We start from the raw sequence: 24,377 nt of genomic DNA on the forward strand, positions 1-24,377 counted from the left end.
CATGGCGTCAGCACAGCAGAAGCAAATAAAGCATTATTTTTAGAAGCTAACCGAGACTCTGCACTAGATGCTATTGAAACGGAATTTAAAGGGCGTATCGCTGGTATTTATATTGAAAGTTCGCCTACATATAAAGTTGTGGTCAGAGTTAAGGGTTATGGCCAGAATGAAAAGCGAAGTATAGTAGTAGGAAATACAATTTCTAAAGGTGATTTGCCTATTGATATTCAATACGGGGCTAAAGAAAATAGAGAAGAAGGTAGAAGTCAGATAAATAAAGCACAACAATTAGTTAAAAATTATTTTAATACTATTCAAGCTGTTAGCTACAATGAAAAAAATGGGAATATTGTGGTTGAAGTTAAAGGTAAAAGTACTGTTGAAAATTTAAAGAAGATTGATCAAGTACAATCTCTTTGGAAAAATCCAAATCTACCAATTGAAATTAAATTTGTTAGTTGGTCAATTAAACCATTATAGTTTGTATAATTGATTCTTCTAAGTAACGATAAAACAACATGTTTATAGAATTTAAAGATTTGAAGAAAAAACGAAACATCGCTTTATTAACTGTAATTTTTCTTATTTTTGGTGGGGCATATTTCATTCTTAATAATAAAGGGAATATTCAAAGAGTTGAATCAGTGATATATACAGATAAAACGATAGATGAGAGATTTGGAGAAATTAAAAGTTATAGTATCCGTAGTTTTGGATCGGACCATTATTCTATCCCTGAGCGACCACTTTACTCTTATAAAGTTGATATAGCTGGTGAGAAGGCTGATGGAGTAGTTAAAATTGAGATGAGAAAAGATCAAAAACAGCTTAAATACCTCTATACAATTAAAATTACGGATGAAAGTCCTCATGGTTTTCGCATAAGAATAGGAAAACTATGATTCATCTTAATTTAAAAATTAAAGAGCAATGCTTAGCAGTTAGGTGTGCCTATCTATAGGCAAAGCTCTGCGGTGATCTGCTTGTGAAGTTAAAAAATACGAATTTTTATGATAAATAACTGAAAGAACTAAGCTTTATATGGTTGGGTAAAGAAAAAACGAAGGTCACTTGAGAGATTAAATTAAAATATAAGAAATATGGTAAAGTTAAAAACCTAATTCAATACATTTAAAATTGATATCAAGATATTGTAGGAAAAACATGGTTAAAATTAAACCTCACCCAGCAACAAGCGGAAATGCATCGGCTGATCGCCTTTTAACTTTGTTAACTGCTTTTAGAATAGGTGATAAATCTTTAACCCTAGCAGAACTCGCTGAACGAACAGAATTAAATAAAGCAACCATCATGCGCTTAATCGTTTCGCTAGAAGATTTTGGTTTTGTTAACCGTCTTTCTGATGGCAGATATACGCTTGCCAGCGAAGTCATGCGTTTAAATACAATTTATCAAGATGCTTTAGATTTAGAACGACATGTTGTGCCTTGTTTACAGCAACTTGTAGATGAAATTGGCGAAACAGCTTCTTTTTACGTGAAGCATGGGGCATATCGTCTTTGCCAATACCGAATAAACTCTACCCATCGATTGCGTGTTCATATTCAGCCAGGCGAAGTTCGACCAATGGATGGTGCGGCAGGTGCTCAAGCATTGCGGTCAACACACGAACAAGTTTTATCAAGAACCGATCCTTTTTATTCAACTGGTGTAACAGAACCCCACGCAGCTTCAATGGCATTGCCTGTGTTTGATGCTCAAAATGATGTGGTTGGCGCATTGGTCGTTTCAGGTCCATCAAGCCGTTTTACTTCGGACATTGCAAAATCTGTGGGTGATTTCTTCTTTAAAATTGCAGATGACTTGACCAAAAGTTTGGGTGGTAAAAGTATTCGTAATTAATTTTAATATTTTAAATATAAAGAAGGGGCTAATGATTTAGCCCCTTTCTTATTTATGATGTTTACGAAGTACTTTGTGGTTGGTTAAACAAAACAGCTTTCTTTCTAGACATAATGAAAACCATGATAGCCGACACGAGGTTTAATGCTGCAAGTGGAAGTAAGGCGATAGCATGGCTTCCTGTTGCATCATGGATTGCGCCATAGATATTCACCATCATGCCGCCACCAATCAGGTTAGCGCATGCGCCAATTGCTGCTAGTCCTGCCGCCGTTGTAGTTGGTGACATCCATGAGGATGCTAAAGCCCAGAATGGACCTTTCGCAGAATAAGCACCAATTAAAACGATACTGAGTAAAAAGATTGTGCCAATAAGTGAAGACGTGAACAAAGCAATTAATAAACCAATTGAGATCATCACTAGAGCGATTGCTGTATGCCAAAGGCGTTCATTTTTACGATCTGAGCTACGACCCCAAAGAATCATGGCAATAGAAGCGATGCCATAAGGAATTGCATTCACTAAACCAATTTCTACATTACTCAAACCAAATGATTTAATTAATTGTGGTGCCCAAACACTCATTGTACTGCCGGCAGCAGAAGCACCAGAGTAAATAATGATCATAGCCCAAATATATTTATTCTTTAGAAGTTGCCATAGTGAAATATGACCAATCGGAGTTTTTTGTTGGCGTTCAAATTGTAGTCTTTCAACTAACCAAGCTTTTTGTTCGCTATTGAGCCATTTTGCTTGTTCTGGTCGATCTGTGAGTACAAATAGGCAAGCGATACCTAATAAAATGGCAGGGATACCTTCTAAAATAAATAGCCAATGCCACCCACGCATGCCCATCCAGCCATCTAGGGATAATAAAAGCCCAGATAATGGTGAACCTATAAAGTTTGCACCTGGAATTGCCACCATAAATATTGCAATCATTCGACCTCTATAGTTGGCAGGCAACCAATAGGTTAGATATAAAATCACGCCAGGGAAAAAACCAGCTTCAGCAGCACCTAACAAAAAACGCATAATATATAACGATGTGGAGCTTTCAACGAATGCTGTTGCCGCTGAAATTACGCCCCAAGTCACCATAATTCGGGCAATCCATACTTTTGCTCCAAATTTTTGCATGGCGAGGTTGCTGGGTACTTCAAATAGAAAATATGCAAAGAAAAATAAGCTACTGGCAAAACCAAAGGCAGTAGCTGTTAATCCAAGGTCTTCATTCATTTGTAATGAAGCCATACCAATATTGCCACGGTCAATAATAGCAATCACATAACAAAGCGTTAAAAAAGGTAGTAACCGCCACGCCACCTTGCGCATTGTTTCACGTTCAATCGCACTCGGTTGAGAATATTCTGTAGACATAAAAAAATCCTTTTTTATATTCAATATTTTAATTGTTCTCGCATCTAAAAGCTTAGAAACAATTGAGTTCCATGATTAGCTATTGAGTAACTTCCAGTTAGCGATAGCTCTTGGGTTTAGTGATTGACCATTCCAAATACTTACGATTTGTTCGAGTGCTAAAAGACCGACACGATTACGCGAGTCGCTTGTATTTGCGCCGATATGAGGAGTGACAACTAAATTAGGTAATTCCCATAATGGATTATCTTTTTCAGGCGGTTCTGAAGAAAAGGTATCTAAGCCTGCACCAGCAATTTTATTATTTTTTAATGCTTCAACTAATGCAACCTGATCAATTAATTCACCACGAGCTGTATTGATTAAGATGCTTGAGCTTTTCATCTTTTCAAATTGAGCATGAGAAAATAAGTGTCTATTCTCTGCGGTGAGTGGACAATGTAGGCTAATAATGTCACTGGTTTCTAAGAGTTTTTCAAAGTCGTGTTCCTGTTCTACATAATCAAGCTCTGGCAGATTTTGTAAAAATGGATCATATACTTTTACTTTCATGTTTAAGGGAGCGACTAACTTCATGAGTATGCTGCCGATGGCCCCTAAACCAATTAGGCCTAGCGTTTTTCCATATAACTCCACACCATTGGCACTTGCTTTGTCCCAATGACCATCTCGGATCCGTTGGTCTAGCCACGTAACTTGTCGAGCAACATTAAACATGAGTGCAAAAGCGTGTTCAGCAACAGATTGAGCATTTGCCCCAACTGCAATAGTGACCGGAATTTTTCGTTCAGCAGCAGCTTGAGTGTCGATTGTGTCAAACCCAACACCATGTTTTGCAATCACTTTTAAGTTATTAGAAGCAAAAATCATATCTCTAGAAAGTTTGCCTGTTCGAACAATGATTGCATCAGGTTGTTCATCATGGATGAGTTTTTCCATTTCATCTTTTGCCATGTAGGGTTCAGTAGGAATCAACTGAATATCATGGGCGGTAGCATACAGTAACGCATCTGAAGTTAATGTTGGCCCCGTGATAAGAACTTTACGTTTCATTTTGACTTGCACTCCATTTAAGTATTTTGAGCAAAATACGTCCTTAAAATCTATATTATTAAAACGACATTTCAAAAAAATAGTCAATAGTAAAATTAAATTTAAAAAATGAGCAAATTTTAGTTAAATTAAATTTAAAAATGAAATGACATTTCAAAAAAATACTGTCATATTAATTTGCACAAGAAAACTGATGTAAGGGAAAAGTTATGGCAATTGGTTTTAGAGTGCTAAAAAACGACAGAAAAGTTGAGCAAAAATGGATTGAGCAATATCGAGATCTACCAGTCGCTAATGTCAGTGACTCAATGAATCGAATGACTTCAGGTGGGGCTCAATTAATACCAATGCATAAAAAGGGATATCTTTGTGGACCTGCCATTACAGTTAAGGCGCGTCCGGGTGATAACTTGATGTTGCACTACGCTATTGATATTGCCCAAGCAGGAGATGTCATTGTGGTTGATGCGGGTGGTGATCTAACCAACGCATTAATTGGGGAAATGATGGTTGCTTATGCCATTAAAAAAGGTATCGCTGGCATTGTTATTAATGGTGCTATTCGTGATTCGGTTGTCATTGGAGAGGGAGATTTTCCACTTTTTGCGGCAGGAGTTTCACATCGAGGGCCTTATAAAGACGGACCGGGCGAAATTAATGTTCCTATCGCAATCAATGGAATGGTAATTGAACCGGGAGACTTGATTTTAGGGGATGAAGATGGGCTTTTAAGCGTGCCGTATGCGGAAGTCGAAGAAGTTTATCTGAAGGCAAGTGCCAAACATGCCGCTGAACAAAAGCAATTAGAGCAAATCGCCGTAGGTGAAAATGACCGTAGCTGGGTGATCAACAGCTTAAAACAAAAAGGATGCGAATTACCCAAATAAGGTCATTCAAAAACATTCGAGCAGGCATGGAACTAGCGAAGTCAATGGTTGAGCTTCGTTAGGCTCTCAAAAGTTAACTCAATAATTATTAGGTCGCTAACTGAAAAATAGGAAATTTCAATTTGGTCTAGATAATTTCGTCTAAAGGAAAAGGACATGAAATATAAAGGGATTATTTATTTATCGTTATTAATGAGTATGACTTTGCAGCAAGCCCAAGCTGAAAGCGAAGATAACTCAGCGCTAAATGAAAAAATAAGTAAATTACAAGCACAAATAGATTATTTGATGGAGCAGCAGAATTTAAATCAGAATAATGGATTAAACAAAGCACCAGAATTAATTCAAAACAAGGCATCAAACACCGAAACGCCTGTTACAGCTAACCAAACTAAAATTAAATTTTATGGAAATATACGGGTTGATGCCGCGTATGATTTTGAAGGTTCAACGCGTTCAATTGCGAATAAAACAGGGTCAATACCATTAGACAATTCAAACTCAACAAGTAAATCATTAAATGTTTCTGCTGCGACTTCACGTGTAGGGGTGGATATCGTCAAGCCGACCTCGAAAGGAGATTTGGTTGGAAAGCTAGAAGCCGATTTTATGGGAAGTGGCGGAGATAACGGTAATGGTTCGGTTCGGGTTAGACATGCTTATATTTCACTAGGAAATTGGTTGATTGGTCAAACCACTTCACCTTTTGTAAATAGTGATACAGCTCCAAGTTTAGTTGATTTTACAGGAGCGATGGGTACGGGAACTCAGCGTAATATCCAAATCCGTTATCAGCACATTGTTGATGCTAAACAAAAATTATTAGTCGCTTTGGAAGGCGGTGATGTTGAAAATAAAAATGTAGAAGGCGGAAGCCGTTTTCCTGCATTAACCATGCGATATGAATTTAAGAATCCAGATTTTTTAGTTCAATTGCATGGAATGGTACATGAAAATCGAGCAATTTCTGACACGAATGAGGGGCAAACTAAACTTGCTTGGGGAGCTGGATTAGGCACAAAGTATAAGATTTCTGAAAACGACTCAGTTGTATTCAATTACTATCACATAGCGGGTGATAACCGTTACATGCTTTATTCAAAAGATAACGATGCTTTTTACTTTAATCAAAATCGAATGTATTTAAGTGAATTTGATTCTATTGAGTTAGGGTATATGCGTAAATGGAATGAAAATTTACGCTCTTCTTTGTCTGCTGGTAGCCTTGTCTATAAAGATTCAAATTTTTCAGAAAATAACCTTGATCAAAATGAAAGGCTAATTAATGCAAGCGTCAATTTATTTTGGACGCCTGTAGAGAAAGTCGATCTTGGTGTTGAATACACCTATGGTAAGAGAGAAACATTTTCAGATTTAGAAGGAAAATTATCTCGAATCAACTTATTAGGTCGATACAATTTTTAATGTAATCACAGCCACTTTAATATCAAAAGTGGCTTTCTTTTATCTGATTAGGACTAATATTGTGGAACAAATTAATTATGCAAATGCAAGATCACAATTTTCAAAAGTCATGGAAAGAGTGCTGTTAGGTTACGCCGTAAAAATTACACGAAAAGAGAAAGACTCTGTGGTTCTCATCAGTGAAAAGGCATATCTTGAATATAAAAATGCGATGTTTGAGCTTAATAAATTAAAAAACAAAGATTTTTAATTTATTAAATGTAAAATCGACCATGAATTGATAACTATAAAACTCTTTAACGAGAGCTTTTATCATCATATATCAACAGTTTTTAACTTAAAGGCATCTATTTTCCTGATACAGCTATTGCTGTTTCTAGAACATTATCGATCATGATGTTGAGTTCATCATTACTCAAATGACTAAATTGTCCGTCAATAATTAAATAGCTTAGACCATGAACCATTCCCCAAGCTAATCTTGCCATCGTTTGGCTTTGTTCAGTATCGACAGAGGTTTGAAATGCTGTTGCCGCTGCATATAACATTCCTGTATAGAATAAACCTGTCATAGATTTTAATTTTTCATCATCTTGAGCAACAGCAAACTGGCTATACATCAGTCTAAATAAAGATGGATTTTTAATAGCAAAATATATGTATTCTTTTCCTGAATTTAAAAAACCAGCTTTGGGGTTGGTTGCATTATGAATAGCATGCGCCTGAGCTTCTATCAATTCTTCAAATCCATAGATGGCTAAAGCAGTCAGTAATTCTTCTTTATTTGCAAAATGTCTGTAAACCGCGTTTGGGGATACTCCAATCATGCGGGTCAGTTCTCGCATACTAAAATCAATACCCTGACTAGATTCTAATAGTTGTAAGCCATTAATAAGTAAAGCTTCTCTTAAATTACCATGATGATAGCTAGAAGTTGGATTTATGCTCGATGTTGACACTATAAACATCCTCGTGTAATTTTAATTAAGTATACAGTGTATACATATCGTTGATACATACTGGAATTATACAAAAAATTAATCAGCAGGTAGGATGTAATCGAATGAACAGGACAAGTATCCGTAATGAAATTGTTAACAATAAGCTGGTTTCTTCTGTAGTAGGGAAGTTTCTGAGTTTCCATCAAAGCCGAGTTCCATATAGTCCAGATAATCCCTTTCTTGTAGGTCCCTTTGCCCCCGTTACTGAAGAAGTTTTTTCAAGTGATTTGGTTGTACATGGGGAAATACCATCTTCATTAAATGGCATTTTTTTAAGAATGGGCCCAAATCCATTAGAAGTTGAAAATCCTGCAAACTATAATTGGTTTATGGGCGATGGGATGGTACATGGTCTCAGGTTAAAAGATGGTCAAGCATTATGGTACAAAAATCGATATGTGGGGACGCACCAAGTACATAAAAAATTAGGACGAAAGAAAATAAAAGGTGAACCAAGAAGTCCAATTGATTTGGCAAATACCAATATTATTGGTCATGCGGGAAAGATCTGGACAATAACAGAAGCAGGACCATTTCCCGTCGCTTTAGATTCTGAACTAAATAGCTTTAAATATGGATTATTTAACAGTAAAGATAATTATCCTTTTACAGCTCATCCCCATGTTGACCCAGATACGAAAGAATTACATGCGATTTGCTATGATGTTTTACTGCCAATGCAAGTTTATTATCAGGTGATTGATCAATCAGGCCAAGTTAAGAAGCGAGTCAGTATCCCTGTTAAGCATGGGCCAATGATGCATGATTGTGGTATGACAAAAACTAAAATGTTGGTTCTGGATTTTCCTGTAACTTTTTCATTTGAGAGAATGTTAAAAGGGGGGCAATTACCGTATGCATGGAATGAAAAGCACCCTGCGCGAATAGGTGTCTTACCAAAAACTGGTGATGCACAGGATATCAAATGGTTTGATGTAGATCCTTGTATTATTTTTCACTCATTTAATGCATATGATCTTGAAAATGGTGATATTATTTTTGATGCATGTGTTCACACCAAGACCTTTACAGACTCTATTCAGGGACCAGTAGATAAACAATTCATCCAGTTTGAAAGATGGACTTTGCAATTCGGTACTCAAACTTTAAAACGGGAAGTAATTTCAAAAATTCCTCAAGAGTTTCCTCGTCTAGATGAACGTTTTGTTGGGAAACCCTATCGCTTTGCTTATTCAATTTCTGTTGGAGATGAAGGTGAGCCAGTAGATAATATTAATTTAAAAGCAAATAATTTATTGGTCCATGATTTTCTCAAAGGTGAATCCTATAAGCATTCATATGGTGATGACTATTTCACTGGTGAAGTAATTTTTTTACCAAAACAATCTGAGAGTGAAGAAGGCGATGGTTGGTTAATTTCGTATATCCATGCTTTAGACGGAATAAAGCCAAGTAAAGTAGTAATACTCGATTCCAAAAAAATTGGGAAAACCCCCCAAGCTATTATTGATTTACCTGTACGAGTGCCTTTAGGTTTTCATGCAAATTGGGTAGATATTTAAAAAGATAGTTTAATGTGCATTCTACGAATGCACATTTTATATAATTAGAAATAGTCTAATTCAGGTAATTGTGAGTGAAGCTATTGAGGTTTTGCTCTTAAGTTCTAAATAATTACTTATTGTCAAATGATAGAAGAAATTTTCTAATATTATCGGCTAACACTTTTGACTGACTCAACGGCGCCCAATGAGCTGCATTTACTGTCGACTCACTTAAGTTACTCGCCCAGTTTTCACTGTCATCAAAAAGATAGGGGGGTAAAAATGGGTCTCGCAAAGCCATTAATGTATGTACAGGCACATCTGTCATAACCTTTTTTGCGAAAAGAACACGTTGTAGTAGGTTTGCGCGATAAATGCCTAAATACCGAATTGCATCTCCTTCAACGCCTGTATTTTTTTGATAATGAACGTCGGACTCATAATAAGTAATCATCCATTTCATCATCAATGTTCCTAAGCCGCTGTACCATAATAATTCTGGAAGAATTGGTAGCGTAAAGAAGGTCATAAGGCTATTACGCCAGAGTTGAACAATGAGTTGCCATAAGTTTTTTGGCGTAGGTTTGAGTAAGCGTCTTCGTAGATATAGCCCAACTTGTTCTAAACTTGGCGACATGGTTGTAAATGAAGCAATTCGTTTTTTTCCTTCACTATCGCGAATAGCATCCCACCCATAAATGCCTCCCCAGTCATGTCCAACTAAATGTATTTTCTGATTTGGGCTTACAGCATCAATCACTGCATAGAGATCGTTGACTAAATGCTCGAACTGGTAATGTTTATATCCTTTAATATGTGTCGATTCTGCACATCCGCGCATGTCAAAAGCAACAACATAAAAGTCATTTTCGAGTTGTTTTGCCACCTTTTCCCAAAAGAGTGCCCGATCTGGAAATCCATGAGCAAATATTAGTATTTCCCGTGGATGCTCATAAGTTGGTTCTTTTCCCCAAGTATAGACAGCAATTTGAATATCGGTTGAGGATGAAACAAAGAAGGCTGGTTGGTGCATTTTTATTCTCCGATTAAATATTTAGTTATGTTCGCGGGTGGCTTGGCCATAAATGACATGAAAAAAAGCGAGAAAAAATAAAGCAGTACTAAACCCGATCGGGATGACAAAGCCTTGACCTGCCAAAATATATTCAATAGGAAGAGGAAGAAAACTGATGATGCCTATAGTTAGAAAATAAAGCGTCGGGAATGGCAGTAAACACATAAGAAAAACTAAACTTTCTTTCATATATGCCCAATGCTTACGACGGTTTGCAGTTAAAAAGAAAAAGCCGAAAAATACGAGTAAAGCACCATTTACGACATACATCGTTCCGCCAGAGAACATAACATTTTGTGGCATAAGACCTATGTTCCAGCCAAGGTAGAATGCAGAGCTACCTGCTATAATTGTCAAAATAGTGATGAAGTTTGCTAAATGGTGTTGCTGAAAAGGAGTGGTTGTAGATGGACGGATCAGTAAATTTCTGAACATGTATAGAGCCAAAGGCAAAGCTATAATGATAGAAATAATAAAAGTTGTTTTGGCTATTGGATGAGATGATAAAACATTTGATTCTTGTGCAATGAAAGCGGCAGGGACAAGGTGTTTGGCAAAATCAAGGCTAGAGAAACCTTGACCAATTATATAGTAAGTAAAACTTATGATGCCTGAAACAATAGCTAAAGCATAAAGTATAGGTAAAGCACGAACATAAATCTCACTACTACGAATAGCGATAGGATTCGGTTTACGCTGAGCCATTGGTCTTGCATATTGGCGATTAATCAGAATTAAACCATAGCCAATAAGTAAACTCTCCGGCAGCATTAACCCCATAGTGACCAGATTTAAAGTTTGCTGGTCTGTGTGGGGAAAAATTGCTGCCAGTATTGCCCAATCCCAGCGCAGCATAGGTGCAACCATTAAGCTTGAAAAAGATAAAGCCATCCAAGCTTGATGTTCATAGATCTTACGCTTTTTAATTGCAAAAACAGCCATCGCGATTGCAATTAAAGAAATTACGCCAAATACCCATAGTGCAATCCATGCGACCAAATGATCATATATATGATGTGGCGCAGTATTGGCAAGATAAAGTAGGGATGCAATCACTGCTATGGGTACAGTAGCAATATATAAAACACCAATAAGCCGATGTATTTTTAAGTGTTTTTTTCGGAAATAAGGCCAGAACTGTAACCCACCGAATAGCATGCAAACACTACCAAAAAAAACATGGACGACCATGAGTCCTTTGTTGTAGCTCGACATTGTTGTGAAATACAGGCCTTGTTCCAGCAGTTTAGAATCAGCATAGTGTGGAACATTATGTAATTTTGATAATCCCCATATCTCAGTACTGATATGACGCATATTTTCTGGAGTTGGATCTGTACGTACAGTCTTAATTGCTTGCTCAATTTGTTCTGTAGACAGTTTACCCATAAACCCATCTAAAAACCGACCTCTGCCTTCTTCTAAAGCAATCCAGCCCGCAATCATCATGCTAATAATGATGATAGATAGAAAGATTCCACTCGAAAGCTTTCCCAAAATAGACATAACACCGCTTTTACTTTGAGTTGATTCCATTTTGTTGTTTTCCCTTCAGCGTTTTTCTAAACAGATCTAGACAATCTGAATTTTCATTACTTTGATATGCTAAGTTCCAAAAAGGAACTTTGTAATGTCTATTTTGACCAAATAAATGGTAAATTGGGCCAAATAATGTAGAAGCGTTATCTTGAACTACAAGATCAATGCATAAGTAGCTAGGTATTTATTACTTCTTTTGCAGCTGGAGCTAGGCATTGTAATAGACAAATATTTTGAAAAATTAATATGTTATTATTTTTAACCCCCAATGATCCGCCTCTCAAGCATTTCCATAAAAGTTTTTAAAATAATATTGTGGTTTTTGCCTTTGTGAGTAATTAAGCAAATGGATGTGCTGTAATGCACTTTTTCCTTTGAAACGGCTTGCATAAAACCATCTTCAACCCATTTCTTTGCATAGTGGTCGGGTAAAAAACCTAAGAATTTTCCAGTTAAAATCAGAAATGCAATTCCTTCACGGTCACTTGCTGTCGCTTTACAGTCTAAAAGCTGGTGCAACTTTGCCGCTTCTGGTGTGATTGCATAATTGGGAAGTACAGCTTGCCATTTTTTTAATTCATCTAAATCCATCTTGTTACATTTGCCAAACAAGGGATGGTTTTTGCCGCAATATAAAAATGAACTTTCGCTATATAAGTCAAAATAGTCTAGGCCAGACAGCGGAGTCACAAGGGGAATTGCTCCCGCATGTAACCGGTTGTCGAGTACACGGCATTCAATATCTGAAAGTGTGCTCATACTAATGTTAATAATCACTTCAGAATGTTCTTCGGCAAGTTGTGCGAGCGTATTGGTAATGTAGCCACTTGGCATGGTCACGAGGTTATTAATAATACCTATATTAAACTCACCCTTTAGACGGTTGTGCATTTGATTGACTTTGGAGCGAAAGTCTTCGATAGAAGCAGTGAGGACTTCTATATATTCTAAAATTTCACGCCCTTCATCAGTTAAGGCAAACCCTGCGCGACCACGTTGGCATAACCGAATGCCCAGACGATTTTCTAAATCACTCATATGCAAACTAATCGCAGAGCGACTAATACCAAGAATACTTTCGGCAGATGTAAAACTATGGCAGTCACAAACCGTTTTAAATACTTTAAGTAATTTAATATCAAAATCAGTGACTTGATTTAATTTTTTAGGTTTCATTTAGTTTCGTTTTTTTAAATCTAAACTCAAGATAATTTGAATTTATCAAAACTATATCGCTATGTACACTCCAGAAATAGCCTCAAAACAAGAAGAGTGATTATGTTTGATATCGACAAATTAACTGATGACGATGCAGCATCGGAAACCGTTCAATCAAATGCTCAGATGAGCTTAAATTATCAAGCGCATTGGATGCCATTTTCCGCAAATCGTAATTTTCATAAAGATCCGCGCATGATTGTTGGTGCTAAAGGATCTTATTTAATTGATAGCGCAGGCCGCGAAGTCTATGACTCCTTGTCGGGCCTTTGGACCTGTGGCGCAGGGCATACGCTTCCTGAAATTCAGCAAGCAGTGAGTACTCAGTTAGCCAAACTTGATTACTCTCCTGCATTTCAGTTTGGTCATCCTTTGTCATTTCAATTGGCTGAACGAATTATTCAATATATGCCTGAAAAATTGCAGCATGTGTTCTTTACCGACTCAGGTTCGGAGTCTGCCGACACCGCAATTAAAATGGCACGTGCCTATTGGCGAATTAAAGGTAAACCAAGCAAAACCAAGTTGATTGGACGAGCACGTGGCTATCATGGTGTAAACGTTGCGGGGACAAGTCTTGGTGGAATCGGTGGTAACCGTAAAATGTTTGGTCAGCTCATGGATGTAGACCACTTACCGCATACCTTACAACCCGATTTAAGTTTTACAAAAGGCTGTGCTGAAACAGGTGGCGTAGAGCTTGCCAATGAAATGCTTAAATTAATTGAGCTACATGATGCTTCGAATATCGCCGCAGTCATTGTAGAACCCGTTTCAGGTTCGGCAGGATGTATTGTGCCGCCGACTGGTTATTTAAAACGTTTAAGAGAAATCTGCGATCAACACGATATCTTACTTATTTTTGATGAAGTTATTACTGGTTTTGGGCGAATGGGTAAATGGACGGCTTCAGAATATTTTGACGTTACGCCAGATATTTTAAATTTTGCCAAACAAATTACCAACGGTGCCATTCCACTTGGCGGTGTGGTGGCAAGCCATGAAATTTATGATGCCTTTATGCAGCAAGATTTGCCTGAACATGCGGTTGAGTTTACCCATGGCTATACCTATTCGGCGCATCCAGTAGCTTGTGCGGCTGCTTTAGCAACGCTCGATGTTTTAGAAAAGAAAAATTTAATCCATCAATCGGCTGCTTTGGCTCCAAGCTTTGAAAAACTTTTACATGAATTAAAAGGCGCTCCAAACATTCTTGATATACGCAACTGCGGGCTAATTGGCGCTGTGCAATTGGCACCACGTGATGGCGATGCGACGATTCGTGGTTTTGAAATTGGCATGCAACTTTGGAAAGCAGGTTTTTACGTCCGTTTTGGCGGAGATACGCTTCAGTTTGGTCCAATGTTTAATAGCACAGAGGCAGAGTTGCAGCGACTCATGAATGCCGTGGGTGAGGCAATTTATCAAGTCAAATAATATTGATCGACTTAAAACTTAATTGGAAAAGATGAATAGACACAAGGAATAAAGATGAACACTTTAGAGAATTTTGACAGTAACACGATTGCTAACACAGACACAGATTCAAGTCAGCAAACTGTTAAAGTGGTAGGGCATTTTATTGATGGGGGACTCGTCACTAAAACCACCAAGAAACAACCTGTTTATAACCCAGCGACTGGCGAAAGTACGAAAGAAGTTGCACTTGCAAACGCTGAGCTGGTCAACCAAGTGGTTCAAATTGCAGAGCAAGCTTTTCCTGCATGGCGTGATACACCAGTGATTAAACGCGCACGTGTGATGTTTAAATTTAAGCAATTACTCGAAGAAAATGCCGACAAGCTTTGCCACCTAATTGGTGAAGAACACGGAAAAATTTGCCACGATGCCAAAGGTGAATTACAACGTGGCATTGAAAATGTTGAATATGCATGTGGTGCGCCTGAGTTTTTAAAAGGTGAATATTCAAAAAATGTGGGTCCAGATATTGATTCGTGGAGCGAATTTCAACCGCTAGGTGTAGTTGCAGGAATTACGCCTTTTAACTTTCCTGCAATGGTTCCGTTGTGGATGTTCCCAATGGCGATTGTTTGCGGTAACTGTTTTATTTTAAAACCTTCGGAAAAAGCACCTTCTGCCGCTTTATTTTTAGCGGAGCTTTTAAAACAAGCTGGCTTGCCTGATGGTGTTTTTAGCGTTGTAAATGGCGATAAAGAAGCAGTTGATACGTTGCTACATCATCCTAAAGTTCAAGCGGTTAGCTTTGTTGGATCTACGCCTATTGCAGAGTACATATACCGTACGGCAACGGCGAGTGGTAAGCGCTGTCAAGCTTTAGGCGGAGCAAAAAATCATGCGATTATTATGCCTGATGCCGATATTGATAACGTCGTGACTTCTTTATTAGGTGCTGCATTTGGCTCATCTGGCGAACGTTGTATGGCGTTATCAGTTGCTGTGGCAATTGGCGATGAAGTTGCCGATGTTGTGATCGAAAAATTAAAACAAGAAATGAAGCAGTTGAAGTTTGGACACTATGCAGATGAGCGTAATGACTTCGGACCGCTCATTACGCAAGCACATAAAGACAAAGTACAAGCTTTTATTCAAAGTGCAGAGCAACAAGGTGCTAAAATTGTTGTGGATGGTCGTGATGCAAAACCGGCAGGTTATGAAAACGGTTTTTTTGTTGGGCCAACTTTAATTGACCAAGTTTCACCAGACATGACAAGTTACCAGCAAGAAATATTTGGTCCTGTTCTACAGGTCATTCGTGTACAAACCATGCAAGATGCAATGCAACTGATTAACGACCATGAATATGGTAATGGAACGTGTATTTACACTCGTGATGGCGAGGCTGCACGCTATTTTACCAGCAATATTCAAGTTGGTATGGTTGGGGTCAATGTGCCATTACCTGTACCAGTTGCATATCATAGCTTTGGTGGTTGGAAGCGTTCATTGTTCGGTGATTTATATGCTTATGGCCCAGATGGTGTGCGTTTTTATACACGCCGTAAAACCATTACCCAACGTTGGCCTTCAACTCAGCTTCGTGAAGCCAAACAATTTGCTATGCCTACATTAAATTAATCAATAAAAAGGGAAAACTCTGATTTTCCCTTTTTTGTTTCGTACAAGTTGGAGAAGTACATTTTTAAGACGGTTTTAAAATCAGTTTGTCAATTTGAAGGAATCGAATATGAACAATGATAAAACAATAAAATTAAGTGAAGGACTTTCTAATCGACATGTCACCATGATTAGTATTGGTGGTGTTATTGGTGCAGGTTTATTTGTAGGCTCTTCTGCGGCAATTGCAAAAGCAGGGCCTGCTGCCATACTTGCTTATATAATTACAAGTATTTTAGTTTTTCTGGTCATGCGCATGCTGGGTGAAATGGCGGTCGCGCAACCTGACACAGGTTCATTTTCTACATATGCCCGTAAAGCCATTGGCCCTTGGGCTGGGTTTACCATTGGATGGTTATATTGGTGGTTTTGGGTGTTGGTGATTCCAATTGAAGCCATTGCTGGAGCTGAAATTTTACACGCATGGTTCCCGCAAATTTCTAGTGCCGTTTATGCATTTGCCTTTATTATTTTACTCAGTCTAGCTAACTTTTTTAGTACCAAAAGCTTTGGTGAATTTGAGTTTTGGTTTGCACTCATTAAAGTTATTGCGATTGTAGTGTTTATTATCATTGGAGCAATGGCTGTCTTTGGGATGTGGCCTTTAGCAACAAATGTCAGTGGTGTTGGTAACCTATTTTCAAATGGCGGTTTTATGCCACACGGAATGGGCGGTGTTTTATCAGCAATTTTAATCTCTGCTTTTTCATTTTTTGGAATAGAAATTCTTTCTATTGCTGCGGCAGAATCTAAAAATCCAGAAGAAAAAATTAAACGTGCGACCAATTTGGTGCTTTATCGAATTATTTTATTCTTTGTTGTTTCGATTTTTCTTGCAGTTGCTTTGGTTGATTGGCGTTCACCAGACTTACAAAAATTTGGCACCTTTCAGTTTGTATTAATGAGTCTTAATGTTCCTGAAACTAAACTGATTATGGACGCCGTCGTTTTTATTGCGGTTGCAAGCTGTATGAATGCCGCAGTTTACACTTCATCTCGAATGCTATTTGCTTTAGGTACACGTCAGGAAGCACCAAGAGTAGTGACAAAAATTAATGGAGCAGGTGTGCCGACATCAGCTGTGTTTTTATCTACTTTGGTTGGTGTGGCCTGCTGCGCGGTTAACTATATGTTTCCGGGCCAAGTCTTTGGGTTCTTGCTTTCAACAACGGGTTCAATCGCTTTACTGGTTTATTTGGTGATTGCATTTTCACAATTGCGTTTAAGACATAAATGGGAAAAAGAGGGTACTGCTGTATCTTTTAAAATGTGGTTGTTCCCATGGTTAACGTGGTTTGTGATTTTGGTGATCATGACCGTTTTAGGTTATATGTTCTTATCACCAGCCTATAGTTATGAAACTACTTTATCTTTAGGTGTAACTTTGGTGGTGGTCGTTTGTGGGGTATTCGTGACGCGAAAGCGTAAAGCAACCAGAGCGGTTGCCATGAATTTGGATTAATTAAAAAAAGAGTTTATAAAGACTTTGTGTAGTGAAATCTTATTCATCTATGCAAAGTCTTTTATTTTTATTAGATTTTTAATGGTGTCTGTTTAAATATTCTATTCAGAAAAAAGTTCAAAACATACTCTTCTTAACCATTGATTGCTTGGTGTCTGATGAACTCGTGCATGCCAATGCTGCTTTACGCTATAAGTCGGAAAATGATAAGGAGGTTCTAAAACTTTTAAACCACCTCTGACTAAAAGCACCTGACTTAAATAATGAGGAATGGTCGCAATCGCGTCTGTGTCTTGAACAACCAAGCCAACCCCTAAATAGCTTGGCAAGCGAATCAGAATATTTCTGTTTACTCCCAGTTTTTGTAACTCATGCTCCAGCACGTAGTGTCCACCCGTTGCAAAAATATCGACATGTAGCTCTTGGCGAAATTCTTGGTCTGAAAGTGTTGTGCCTGTAAGCCTTGGGTGTTCTTTACTAGCAATACAAATATAACGTTGCTGGAATAGCGTTTGTTGATAAAAGCCTGCTTCGAGTTGAGGTAAAAAACCAATGGCTAAATCAATATCACCGTTTGACATCATCACTGGCGTATTGGCATCAATTGGTACAATTTCCAAGCGAATGTTGGGTGCATGTGTGCGTAAATAATTGATTAGTTTTGGCAAGAGAACCAAATGACTAATATCGGTCATGCTGATTTTAAATTGATAATTTGAAGTCTGCGGATCAAATTCAATATTGAAATTTTGAACCAATTTTAATCGGTTAAGAATCTCTACAACCAATGGATATATTTGTTTTGATAACTCAGTAGGTTGCATTTTATTTTCAATACGTACAAAAAGTGGGTCTTGAAAATGCTCACGTAATTTATTTAACGCAATACTTAAGGTCGGTTGCCCAATTTCTAGCTGTTCGGCCGCTTTCGAAACACTGCTATGTTTATAAATTTCAAAGAAAATTTGTAAAAGGCGAGTATCAAGATCAAACACTAAAACATCCTTGTATTGATTTTATCAATACAGACTATTGCTTTTTGTGCATAGATTCAACAATTTTCGATTGTTACATTGATGATCAAGGAAGGATAGGCCGCAAATGTACAAAGTATTCGTGCATGAATCGGCCATAAATAGAGGATCTGAAATGGAACAGTTAGCAACGTTGGATGACTTGCCGAAAAGTTATCTTGGTCAACTTGAAGAATCAAATTTAGTACCTTTATGGCCAAGCTTACGTAATGTATTACCTCCGCATAAACCTATGCCGCAGACCGTAGCAACCGCATGGTATTTTCAGAATATTAAACCTTTATTACTAGAAGCAGGTGAGTTAACACCGATTGAAAAAGCTGAACGCCGTGTATTGGTTTTAGCAAATCCCGGACATGGTCTGGAAAATATGAAAGCCAGTTCGGTCATGTATCTTGGCATGCAGCTTTTATTACCAAAAGAGTGGGCGCCATCACATCGACATACCCCAAATGCAGTGCGCCTGATTGTTGAGGGTAAAGGTGCGTATACGACTGTTGAAGGACAAAAATGCATGATGGAGCATGGGGATTTAATCCTTACACCATCTGGACTTTGGCATGAACATGGACATGATGGCGATGAGCCTGTCATCTGGTTAGATGTGCTGGATTTACCTTTGGTTTATTACATGGAGGCTTCTTATGTACAACCGGGTGAAATCCAAAAAGTGACCAGTGCCGGAAATGCTCATCATTATGGAACGGGCATTGTACCCACTGCACATTTTACCCGTGAAAATGCCTCGTATCCGATCATGCGTTACTCTTGGAAAGAAACCAAAAAAGTTTTGCATGCGCTTGCAGATGATAAAAACCATCAAGCACCAATTCAGGTGACTTACATCAACCCTGAAACTGGTGATGACTGCCAAAATATTATTGGTTACTCAGCTTTAATGCTCAGACCAAATGAAACTTTACAGCTCCAACCGCGCTCTACTGCCCAAATTTTTCATGTGATTGACGGTCAGCTCCAAGTCAAAATTGATCAGAAAGATTTCAATTTAAATAAAGCTGATACGGCATGTGCGCCATGTTTTTCTCATATTGATTTAATCAATACCTCAGATCAACCATGTTATTTGTTTATTGCAGATGAAGCGCCCTTACAACGGAAACTGGGTTTGTACTCTGTACGCGAGCGTCACTAAACAGAATATTTTATAAGGATATAAATCATGTCAAATACTCAACAACCCATATTAATTGCTGGTGGTGGCATTGGCGGGTTTGCAGCTGCACTCGCTTTGGCAAAACAAGGTTTTAAGGTGCAAGTTTTTGAACAGGCACCTGAAATTGGAGAGATCGGTGCAGGTATTCAGTTAGGCCCGAATGCTTTTCATGCCTTCGATGCGTTAGGAATTGGTGAGATTGCTCGCAGTAAAGCAGTCTATACCGACTATATGGTCATGCATGATGCGATTGATGAATATCAAGTTGGTAAAATTCCAACCGATGAAAAATTCCGTGAACGTTTTGGTAACCCATATGCGGTGATTCACCGTGCCGATATTCATGGTTCATTGGTTGAAGGTGCAAAACAATATGGCAACTTAGAAATCATCACTAATTGTCATATTCAAAAAGTTGAACAAGATGATGCTGACGTAACGATTACCGATCAAAACGGTAAGCAATATCATGGTCAGGCACTTATCGGTGCTGATGGGGTTAAATCTGTTGTGCGTGACACCTATGTGGGTGACCCAGCATTAGTTACAGGTCATGTGGTTTACCGTGCTGTTGTACCAGAAAGCGAGTTTCCTGAAGACTTGAAATGGAATGCAGCCAGCATTTGGGTAGGACCAAATTGCCACCTTGTACATTATCCACTGCGCGGAGGAAAGGAATATAACGTTGTGGTGACATTCCATAGCCGTGAGCAAGAACAGTGGGGCGTAACTGATGGCTCTAAAGATGAAGTACTGTCTTATTTTCAAGGAATTTGCCCAAAAGCTCGCCAATTGATCGAGTTACCTAAAAGCTGGCGCCGCTGGGCAACCGCAGACCGTGAACCGATTGAAACATGGACTTTTGGCCGTGTGACATTACTTGGTGATGCAGCACATCCAACTACGCAATATATGGCGCAAGGTGCATGTATGGCTATGGAAGATGCCGTAACTTTAGGTGAAGCATTACGTGTTACCGACCATGACATTTTAAAAGCTTTTGATATGTATCAAAAAGCACGTGTGGCCCGTACAGCACGTATTGTTTTATCTTCACGTGAAATGGGCAAAATTTACCATGCCAAAGGTGTACAACGCTTGGTTCGCAACGATTTGTGGCGTGGACGTCCTACTGAACGTTTTTATGATGCAATGGAATGGTTATATGGCTGGAATGTCAATAACTGCCTTGATGCAGTGAAAAACTATCAAGGAAATGTAGCATGAAACTCTATAGCTTTTTCCGTAGCGGTACATCACATCGAACCCGCATTGTGTTGAACCTAAAGGGTTTGGCTTACGAAGCGGCTTATATCTCGCTCGCTAAAAATGAACACCATCAAGCTGCTTTTAAAGCTTTAAATCCGCAAGGGTTTGTACCGGTACTTGAAACTGAATCTGGAAACTTGTTGCAAAGTCCAGCCATTATCGAATGGTTAGAAGAACAATATCCCGAACCCGCTTTATTACCTACAGATGCATTGGGTCGTGAAAAAGTCCGTGCCATTGCTGCTTTAGTTGGATGCGATGTTCATCCATTAAACAACAAGCGTGTTCTTGAATATTTACGCCAGAACTTAGGGCTGGATGATGCACAAATCAATGCATGGTGTACCAAGTGGATTCAGGATGGATTTGCTGCTTTAGAACATATTTTGGAACAAGACCAGAATCGCGAAAAGTTCTGCTATGGCAATCAACCGACCATTGCAGATGCCTATTTAGTTCCACAAGTCGTTTCTGCTGAGCGTTTTAAAGTCGATTTATCGGCTTATCCAAACATTAATGAAATTTACCAACATTGCATGACCTTAGAAGCATTTCAAAAGGCAGCACCTGAACAGCAGGCCGATGCATTTTGAGTCGTGATTAACTGAATAGAAGGAATTTATATTATGTCATTTATTTTTGAACCAATGACCACTGCGGGTCTATTTATTCACGGCTCAGAGCATAAATTTCCAGTACGCCGTGTGTATTGTGTCGGCCGTAACTACGCTGCTCATGCACGTGAAATGGGTTTTGACCCAGACCGTGAACCACCATTTTTCTTTTGTAAGCCAAATGACCTTGAGTCGATTGTTCCGGTAAATACAGATGCGGTTGATATTCCATATCCATCTGAAACTTCTAATTTTCATTATGAAATTGAGTTGGTTGTTGCAATTGGTAAAGATGCCAAAAATGTCTCGGTTGAGGATGCAGTGAATTATATCTATGGCTATGCCGTCGGTTTAGATATGACCCGCCGTGACTTACAGATGGCAATGCGTGAAAAAGGTCGCCCATGGGAAATCGGTAAGGCTTTTGATTTTTCTGCACCAGTTGGCCCAATTCATCCGATTACTCAAACGGGTGAAATCAATAGTGCCGATATTCATTTAACGGTAAATGGTAAAACCGAACAGCACAGCGATGTCAGTCACCTGATTTGGTCTGTGGCCGAAACGATTGCCAATTTGTCTACGCTATTTGAATTAAAAGCAGGTGATTTGATTTTTACAGGAACTCCAGAAGGCGTGGGTGCTGTAGTGAAAGGTGATGTTATGCGTGCAGAAATTACTGGACTGACTGGAATTACGGTGAATGTGAAATAAATCAAATTGATCTGATTTATTGAAATAGGTGCTCAACCTAAATAAAAAATACAGTTGGGCACCTTTGCTAAGGATTGCATATACGCCAATGTATTGGCGAAAGGAGCTCTCATGTCTCAAAATTCTATAAACGTACAAAGTTTCATTGATGAAATACCGCTATCGTCTTTGCAAAAATTAATCATGTGGTTGTGTTTTTTGATTGTTGCGATTGATGGTTTTGATACCGCAGCAGTTGGGTTTATTGCACCTGCTTTAAAGGCAGAATGGGGGTTGCAAGCAACCGATTTGGCACCTTTATTTGGCGCTGGCTTATTTGGACTGATGGCAGGTGCACTCATTTTTGGACCGTTATCCGATAAATTAGGCCGTAAACCGATTTTAATTGGTTCGGTCATTATGTTTGGAATTGCCAGTGTTTTTGCCTCTTTTTCCGCAGATTTACAAACCCTGATTATTTGGAGATTTCTCACAGGTTTAGGGTTAGGTGGGGCTTTACCTAATGCAATTACTTTAACTTCTGAATATGCGCCTACATCTCGTCGCTCTAATCTTGTAACCATGATGTTCTGTGGCTTTACTGTGGGTTCTGCTCTTGGTGGTATTTTTTCGGCTCAACTACTTCCTCATATTGGTTGGGACGGTATTTTGCTCATTGGGGGAGTATTACCTTTAGCGACCGTACCTTTCTTATATTTTTTATTACCTGAATCTATTCGATTTTTAGTGCTTAAAAAGAAGGGTGCCGAAAAAATTGAAAAGATTATTCACCGTATCGCACCGCATTTAAATAGTGCTCCTACGTTGGTTCCAACAGTTAATGAAGTCGAAAAATCAAGTTTGAAAGATTTGTTCAATAAAGGCTTTGCTTTAGGCACTTTTTTGATTTGGTTTACCTTTTTTATGAGCCTTCTCATTATTTATATGATTTCAAGTTGGATGCCTACCTTATTGACCAATGAGGGCTTCAATTTATCCCATGCATCATGGCTGACTTCAATTTTCCAAATAGGTGGAACCATTGGTGCGATTGTCTTAGGCCTACTAATGGATAAGATGGATGCAACCAAAATTTTAAGTACGGCTTATGTTTTTGGTGGTTTTTTCTTGATTTGTTTAGGGTTTGGAATTGAACAGGCAAATACAGCTTTATTGATGTTTGCCATGTTTGGGGTAGGTGCAGGAATTAGTGGTTCGCAAGTAGGAGCAAATGCTTTTGCATCTAGTTTTTATCCAACACATTGCCGTGCAACAGGGGTAAGTTGGGCCAATGCAGTAGGGCGCTCAGGATCGATTGTGGGGTCAATTATGGGCGGCTGGTTGATGTCATTAAATCTCTCTAGCTTTGAAATTTTAAGTATTTTAGCGATACCTGCATTTTGTGCCGCTGTTTCGTTGTTACTCATTAAACGTTTAAAGAAAAATCAGTCTCAAGTTTTAGTCGCTTCGAATTGAGATAATACGATTCCACCGAACAAATATATGTCTGTGCCAAAGGATGGCGCAGACAATAATTAAAGGATGATTTGTTTCATGAAATATTTAAAAACACCATATTTAAAGTTTTCTACTCTTTTATTTATCTGTAGTGGTCATTCATTATTGTGGGCAGCCGATAGCACGCAACAAAGCGAAGATGAATGGAAGTTCACGCTAAAGAATGCCTATATTAATCGTAATTTTGATAATGATGCACTCAAAGATACCGGCAGTTGGTCTCAGGCAGCATCATTATTTTATAAATCTAAAATGCATGACACTCCATTAGTCATAGCAGATAAGCCAATCACGATTGGTGCAGATGCTTCTGTTCAATACGCCGTGCGCTTGAGTTCAGACAAACATGTCGCTGACACAGTTTTGCCTTTTAATAAAGAAACACAATCTCAAGCATCCGACTTTTTAAAATATGGTGCAACTTTAAAACTAGGTTATGACAAAACCTTGCTGAGTGTCGGTGAACTCTGGTTAGACCTGCCTGTAACGGCTGTGGACGCGAGCCGACAATTACTTGCCTCTTATTGGGGAACCAATCTTAAGTCGCAACTTTCAGATCAGCTCTATGCT

The 24,377-nt window shown here is 38.5% G+C and carries 22 protein-coding genes and 1 pseudogene; 16 read left to right on the forward strand and 7 right to left on the reverse strand.

Features of this window, described 5'->3' with window-relative positions; translation table 11 throughout:
- The 3 genes and pseudogenes from NL42_RS10840 to NL42_RS10850 form a co-directional block, all read left to right on the forward strand.
- Window positions 1–480, forward strand: a pseudogene (locus NL42_RS10840) (hypothetical protein); the annotation flags it as partial.
- 38 nt (window positions 481–518) lie between these two features.
- Complete coding sequence (locus tag NL42_RS10845; protein WP_461312745.1) at window positions 519–902, forward strand: hypothetical protein; 384 nt, start codon at window positions 519–521, stop codon at window positions 900–902.
- Between the two features lie 262 nt (window positions 903–1,164).
- Complete coding sequence (locus tag NL42_RS10850) at window positions 1,165–1,863, forward strand: IclR family transcriptional regulator (protein WP_461312746.1); 699 nt, start codon at window positions 1,165–1,167, stop codon at window positions 1,861–1,863.
- A 61-nt stretch (window positions 1,864–1,924) separates the two neighbouring features.
- Here the strand turns inward: NL42_RS10850 and NL42_RS10855 are convergent, their stop codons facing one another.
- Together NL42_RS10855 and NL42_RS10860 are read right to left on the reverse strand one after the other, a co-directional pair.
- Entirely contained in the window at window positions 1,925–3,244 is a 1,320-nt protein-coding gene (locus NL42_RS10855) for an MFS transporter (RefSeq protein ID WP_461312747.1), read from the reverse strand.
- A 75-nt stretch (window positions 3,245–3,319) separates the two neighbouring features.
- A complete protein-coding gene (locus NL42_RS10860; protein ID WP_461312748.1) occupies window positions 3,320–4,309 on the reverse strand; it encodes a hydroxyacid dehydrogenase in 990 nt (329 codons plus the stop codon).
- A 197-nt stretch (window positions 4,310–4,506) separates the two neighbouring features.
- Between NL42_RS10860 and NL42_RS10865 the strand changes: the two genes are divergently transcribed.
- The 3 genes from NL42_RS10865 to NL42_RS10875 all read left to right on the forward strand — a co-directional run bounded on the left by NL42_RS10865 (window position 4,507) and on the right by NL42_RS10875 (window position 6,859).
- Entirely contained in the window at window positions 4,507–5,184 is a 678-nt protein-coding gene (locus NL42_RS10865; RefSeq protein ID WP_461312749.1) for an RraA family protein, read from the forward strand.
- 156 nt (window positions 5,185–5,340) lie between these two features.
- Window positions 5,341–6,609, forward strand: a complete 1,269-nt coding sequence (locus NL42_RS10870; protein WP_461312750.1) for a DcaP family trimeric outer membrane transporter — start codon at window positions 5,341–5,343, stop codon at window positions 6,607–6,609.
- Window positions 6,610–6,670: 61 nt separating this feature from the next.
- A complete protein-coding gene (locus NL42_RS10875; RefSeq protein ID WP_016138054.1) occupies window positions 6,671–6,859 on the forward strand; it encodes a type II toxin-antitoxin system Phd/YefM family antitoxin in 189 nt (62 codons plus the stop codon).
- A gap of 97 nt (window positions 6,860–6,956) precedes the next feature.
- Here the strand turns inward: NL42_RS10875 and NL42_RS10880 are convergent, their stop codons facing one another.
- The gene (locus NL42_RS10880) at window positions 6,957–7,568 is read right to left on the reverse strand and encodes a TetR/AcrR family transcriptional regulator (protein WP_461312751.1); all 612 of its coding nucleotides are present in this window, start codon (window positions 7,566–7,568) and stop codon (window positions 6,957–6,959) included.
- Window positions 7,569–7,672: 104 nt separating this feature from the next.
- On the opposite strand from NL42_RS10880, the gene NL42_RS10885 reads away from it, so the two are divergent.
- The gene (locus NL42_RS10885) at window positions 7,673–9,133 is read left to right on the forward strand and encodes a carotenoid oxygenase family protein (protein WP_461312752.1); all 1,461 of its coding nucleotides are present in this window, start codon (window positions 7,673–7,675) and stop codon (window positions 9,131–9,133) included.
- 112 nt (window positions 9,134–9,245) lie between these two features.
- Here NL42_RS10885 and NL42_RS10890 read toward each other — a convergent pair whose 3' ends face one another.
- From NL42_RS10890 to NL42_RS10900, 3 genes are all read right to left on the reverse strand, one after another.
- Window positions 9,246–10,148 (reverse strand): alpha/beta fold hydrolase, encoded by a 903-nt coding sequence (locus NL42_RS10890; RefSeq protein WP_461312753.1) that lies wholly within the window; start codon window positions 10,146–10,148, stop codon window positions 9,246–9,248.
- Between the two features lie 21 nt (window positions 10,149–10,169).
- Window positions 10,170–11,726 (reverse strand): DUF2306 domain-containing protein, encoded by a 1,557-nt coding sequence (locus NL42_RS10895; protein ID WP_461312754.1) that lies wholly within the window; start codon window positions 11,724–11,726, stop codon window positions 10,170–10,172.
- Window positions 11,727–11,987: 261 nt separating this feature from the next.
- On the reverse strand, window positions 11,988–12,905 hold the full coding sequence (locus tag NL42_RS10900; RefSeq protein ID WP_461312755.1) for a LysR family transcriptional regulator: 918 nt from the start codon (window positions 12,903–12,905) through the stop codon (window positions 11,988–11,990).
- Between the two features lie 96 nt (window positions 12,906–13,001).
- On the opposite strand from NL42_RS10900, the gene aptA reads away from it, so the two are divergent.
- The 3 genes from aptA (at window position 13,002) to NL42_RS10915 (ending at window position 17,505) form a co-directional block, all read left to right on the forward strand.
- Window positions 13,002–14,384: an omega-aminotransferase AptA gene (gene aptA, locus NL42_RS10905; protein WP_461312756.1), complete on the forward strand. Its 1,383-nt coding sequence runs from the start codon at window positions 13,002–13,004 to the stop codon at window positions 14,382–14,384.
- A 54-nt stretch (window positions 14,385–14,438) separates the two neighbouring features.
- The gene (locus NL42_RS10910; protein ID WP_461312757.1) at window positions 14,439–16,004 is read left to right on the forward strand and encodes a CoA-acylating methylmalonate-semialdehyde dehydrogenase; all 1,566 of its coding nucleotides are present in this window, start codon (window positions 14,439–14,441) and stop codon (window positions 16,002–16,004) included.
- A gap of 109 nt (window positions 16,005–16,113) precedes the next feature.
- Complete coding sequence (locus tag NL42_RS10915) at window positions 16,114–17,505, forward strand: amino acid permease (RefSeq protein WP_461312758.1); 1,392 nt, start codon at window positions 16,114–16,116, stop codon at window positions 17,503–17,505.
- 101 nt (window positions 17,506–17,606) lie between these two features.
- Here the strand turns inward: NL42_RS10915 and NL42_RS10920 are convergent, their stop codons facing one another.
- Window positions 17,607–18,500: a LysR family transcriptional regulator gene (locus NL42_RS10920; protein WP_461312759.1), complete on the reverse strand. Its 894-nt coding sequence runs from the start codon at window positions 18,498–18,500 to the stop codon at window positions 17,607–17,609.
- Window positions 18,501–18,654: 154 nt separating this feature from the next.
- On the opposite strand from NL42_RS10920, the gene NL42_RS10925 reads away from it, so the two are divergent.
- The 6 genes from NL42_RS10925 to NL42_RS10950 all read left to right on the forward strand — a co-directional run.
- Window positions 18,655–19,692 carry a cupin domain-containing protein gene (locus NL42_RS10925; protein ID WP_461312760.1) on the forward strand — a complete coding sequence of 346 codons (1,038 nt, stop codon included), beginning with the start codon at window positions 18,655–18,657 and terminating at the stop codon, window positions 19,690–19,692.
- A gap of 27 nt (window positions 19,693–19,719) precedes the next feature.
- Window positions 19,720–20,940, forward strand: coding sequence for a 3-hydroxybenzoate 6-monooxygenase (locus tag NL42_RS10930; protein WP_461312761.1), 1,221 nt, complete (start codon window positions 19,720–19,722; stop codon window positions 20,938–20,940).
- On the forward strand, window positions 20,937–21,575 hold the full coding sequence (maiA, locus tag NL42_RS10935) for a maleylacetoacetate isomerase (protein ID WP_461312762.1): 639 nt from the start codon (window positions 20,937–20,939) through the stop codon (window positions 21,573–21,575). Before NL42_RS10930 ends, maiA begins: the two co-directional genes overlap by 4 nt.
- 33 nt (window positions 21,576–21,608) lie before the next feature.
- Entirely contained in the window at window positions 21,609–22,310 is a 702-nt protein-coding gene (locus NL42_RS10940; RefSeq protein ID WP_461312763.1) for a fumarylacetoacetate hydrolase family protein, read from the forward strand.
- Between the two features lie 111 nt (window positions 22,311–22,421).
- Complete coding sequence (locus NL42_RS10945) at window positions 22,422–23,765, forward strand: MFS transporter (protein WP_461312764.1); 1,344 nt, start codon at window positions 22,422–22,424, stop codon at window positions 23,763–23,765.
- 78 nt (window positions 23,766–23,843) lie between these two features.
- A partial coding sequence (locus NL42_RS10950; protein ID WP_461312765.1) for an OprD family outer membrane porin occupies window positions 23,844–24,377 on the forward strand: 534 nt, incomplete at its 3' end.

The sequence above is a fragment of the Acinetobacter sp. GN11 genome, assembly GCF_054823985.1.

What these genes read in the sequence shown, in the direction of transcription:
- NL42_RS10900 (WP_461312755.1), bottom strand. Translation starts at nt 12,905, where the DNA reads ATGAAACCTAAAAAATTAAATCAAGTCACTGATTTTGATATTAAATTA.
- NL42_RS10895 (WP_461312754.1), bottom strand. Translation starts at nt 11,726, where the DNA reads ATGGAATCAACTCAAAGTAAAAGCGGTGTTATGTCTATTTTGGGAAAG.
- NL42_RS10850 (WP_461312746.1), top strand. Translation starts at nt 1,165, where the DNA reads ATGGTTAAAATTAAACCTCACCCAGCAACAAGCGGAAATGCATCGGCT.
- NL42_RS10885 (WP_461312752.1), top strand. Translation starts at nt 7,673, where the DNA reads ATGAACAGGACAAGTATCCGTAATGAAATTGTTAACAATAAGCTGGTT.
- maiA (WP_461312762.1), top strand. Translation starts at nt 20,937, where the DNA reads ATGAAACTCTATAGCTTTTTCCGTAGCGGTACATCACATCGAACCCGC.
- NL42_RS10855 (WP_461312747.1), bottom strand. Translation starts at nt 3,244, where the DNA reads ATGTCTACAGAATATTCTCAACCGAGTGCGATTGAACGTGAAACAATG.
- NL42_RS10845 (WP_461312745.1), top strand. Translation starts at nt 519, where the DNA reads ATGTTTATAGAATTTAAAGATTTGAAGAAAAAACGAAACATCGCTTTA.
- NL42_RS10865 (WP_461312749.1), top strand. Translation starts at nt 4,507, where the DNA reads ATGGCAATTGGTTTTAGAGTGCTAAAAAACGACAGAAAAGTTGAGCAA.
- NL42_RS10930 (WP_461312761.1), top strand. Translation starts at nt 19,720, where the DNA reads ATGTCAAATACTCAACAACCCATATTAATTGCTGGTGGTGGCATTGGC.
- NL42_RS10870 (WP_461312750.1), top strand. Translation starts at nt 5,341, where the DNA reads ATGAAATATAAAGGGATTATTTATTTATCGTTATTAATGAGTATGACT.
- NL42_RS10945 (WP_461312764.1), top strand. Translation starts at nt 22,422, where the DNA reads ATGTCTCAAAATTCTATAAACGTACAAAGTTTCATTGATGAAATACCG.
- NL42_RS10890 (WP_461312753.1), bottom strand. Translation starts at nt 10,148, where the DNA reads ATGCACCAACCAGCCTTCTTTGTTTCATCCTCAACCGATATTCAAATT.
- NL42_RS10925 (WP_461312760.1), top strand. Translation starts at nt 18,655, where the DNA reads ATGGAACAGTTAGCAACGTTGGATGACTTGCCGAAAAGTTATCTTGGT.
- NL42_RS10940 (WP_461312763.1), top strand. Translation starts at nt 21,609, where the DNA reads ATGTCATTTATTTTTGAACCAATGACCACTGCGGGTCTATTTATTCAC.
- NL42_RS10915 (WP_461312758.1), top strand. Translation starts at nt 16,114, where the DNA reads ATGAACAATGATAAAACAATAAAATTAAGTGAAGGACTTTCTAATCGA.
- NL42_RS10910 (WP_461312757.1), top strand. Translation starts at nt 14,439, where the DNA reads ATGAACACTTTAGAGAATTTTGACAGTAACACGATTGCTAACACAGAC.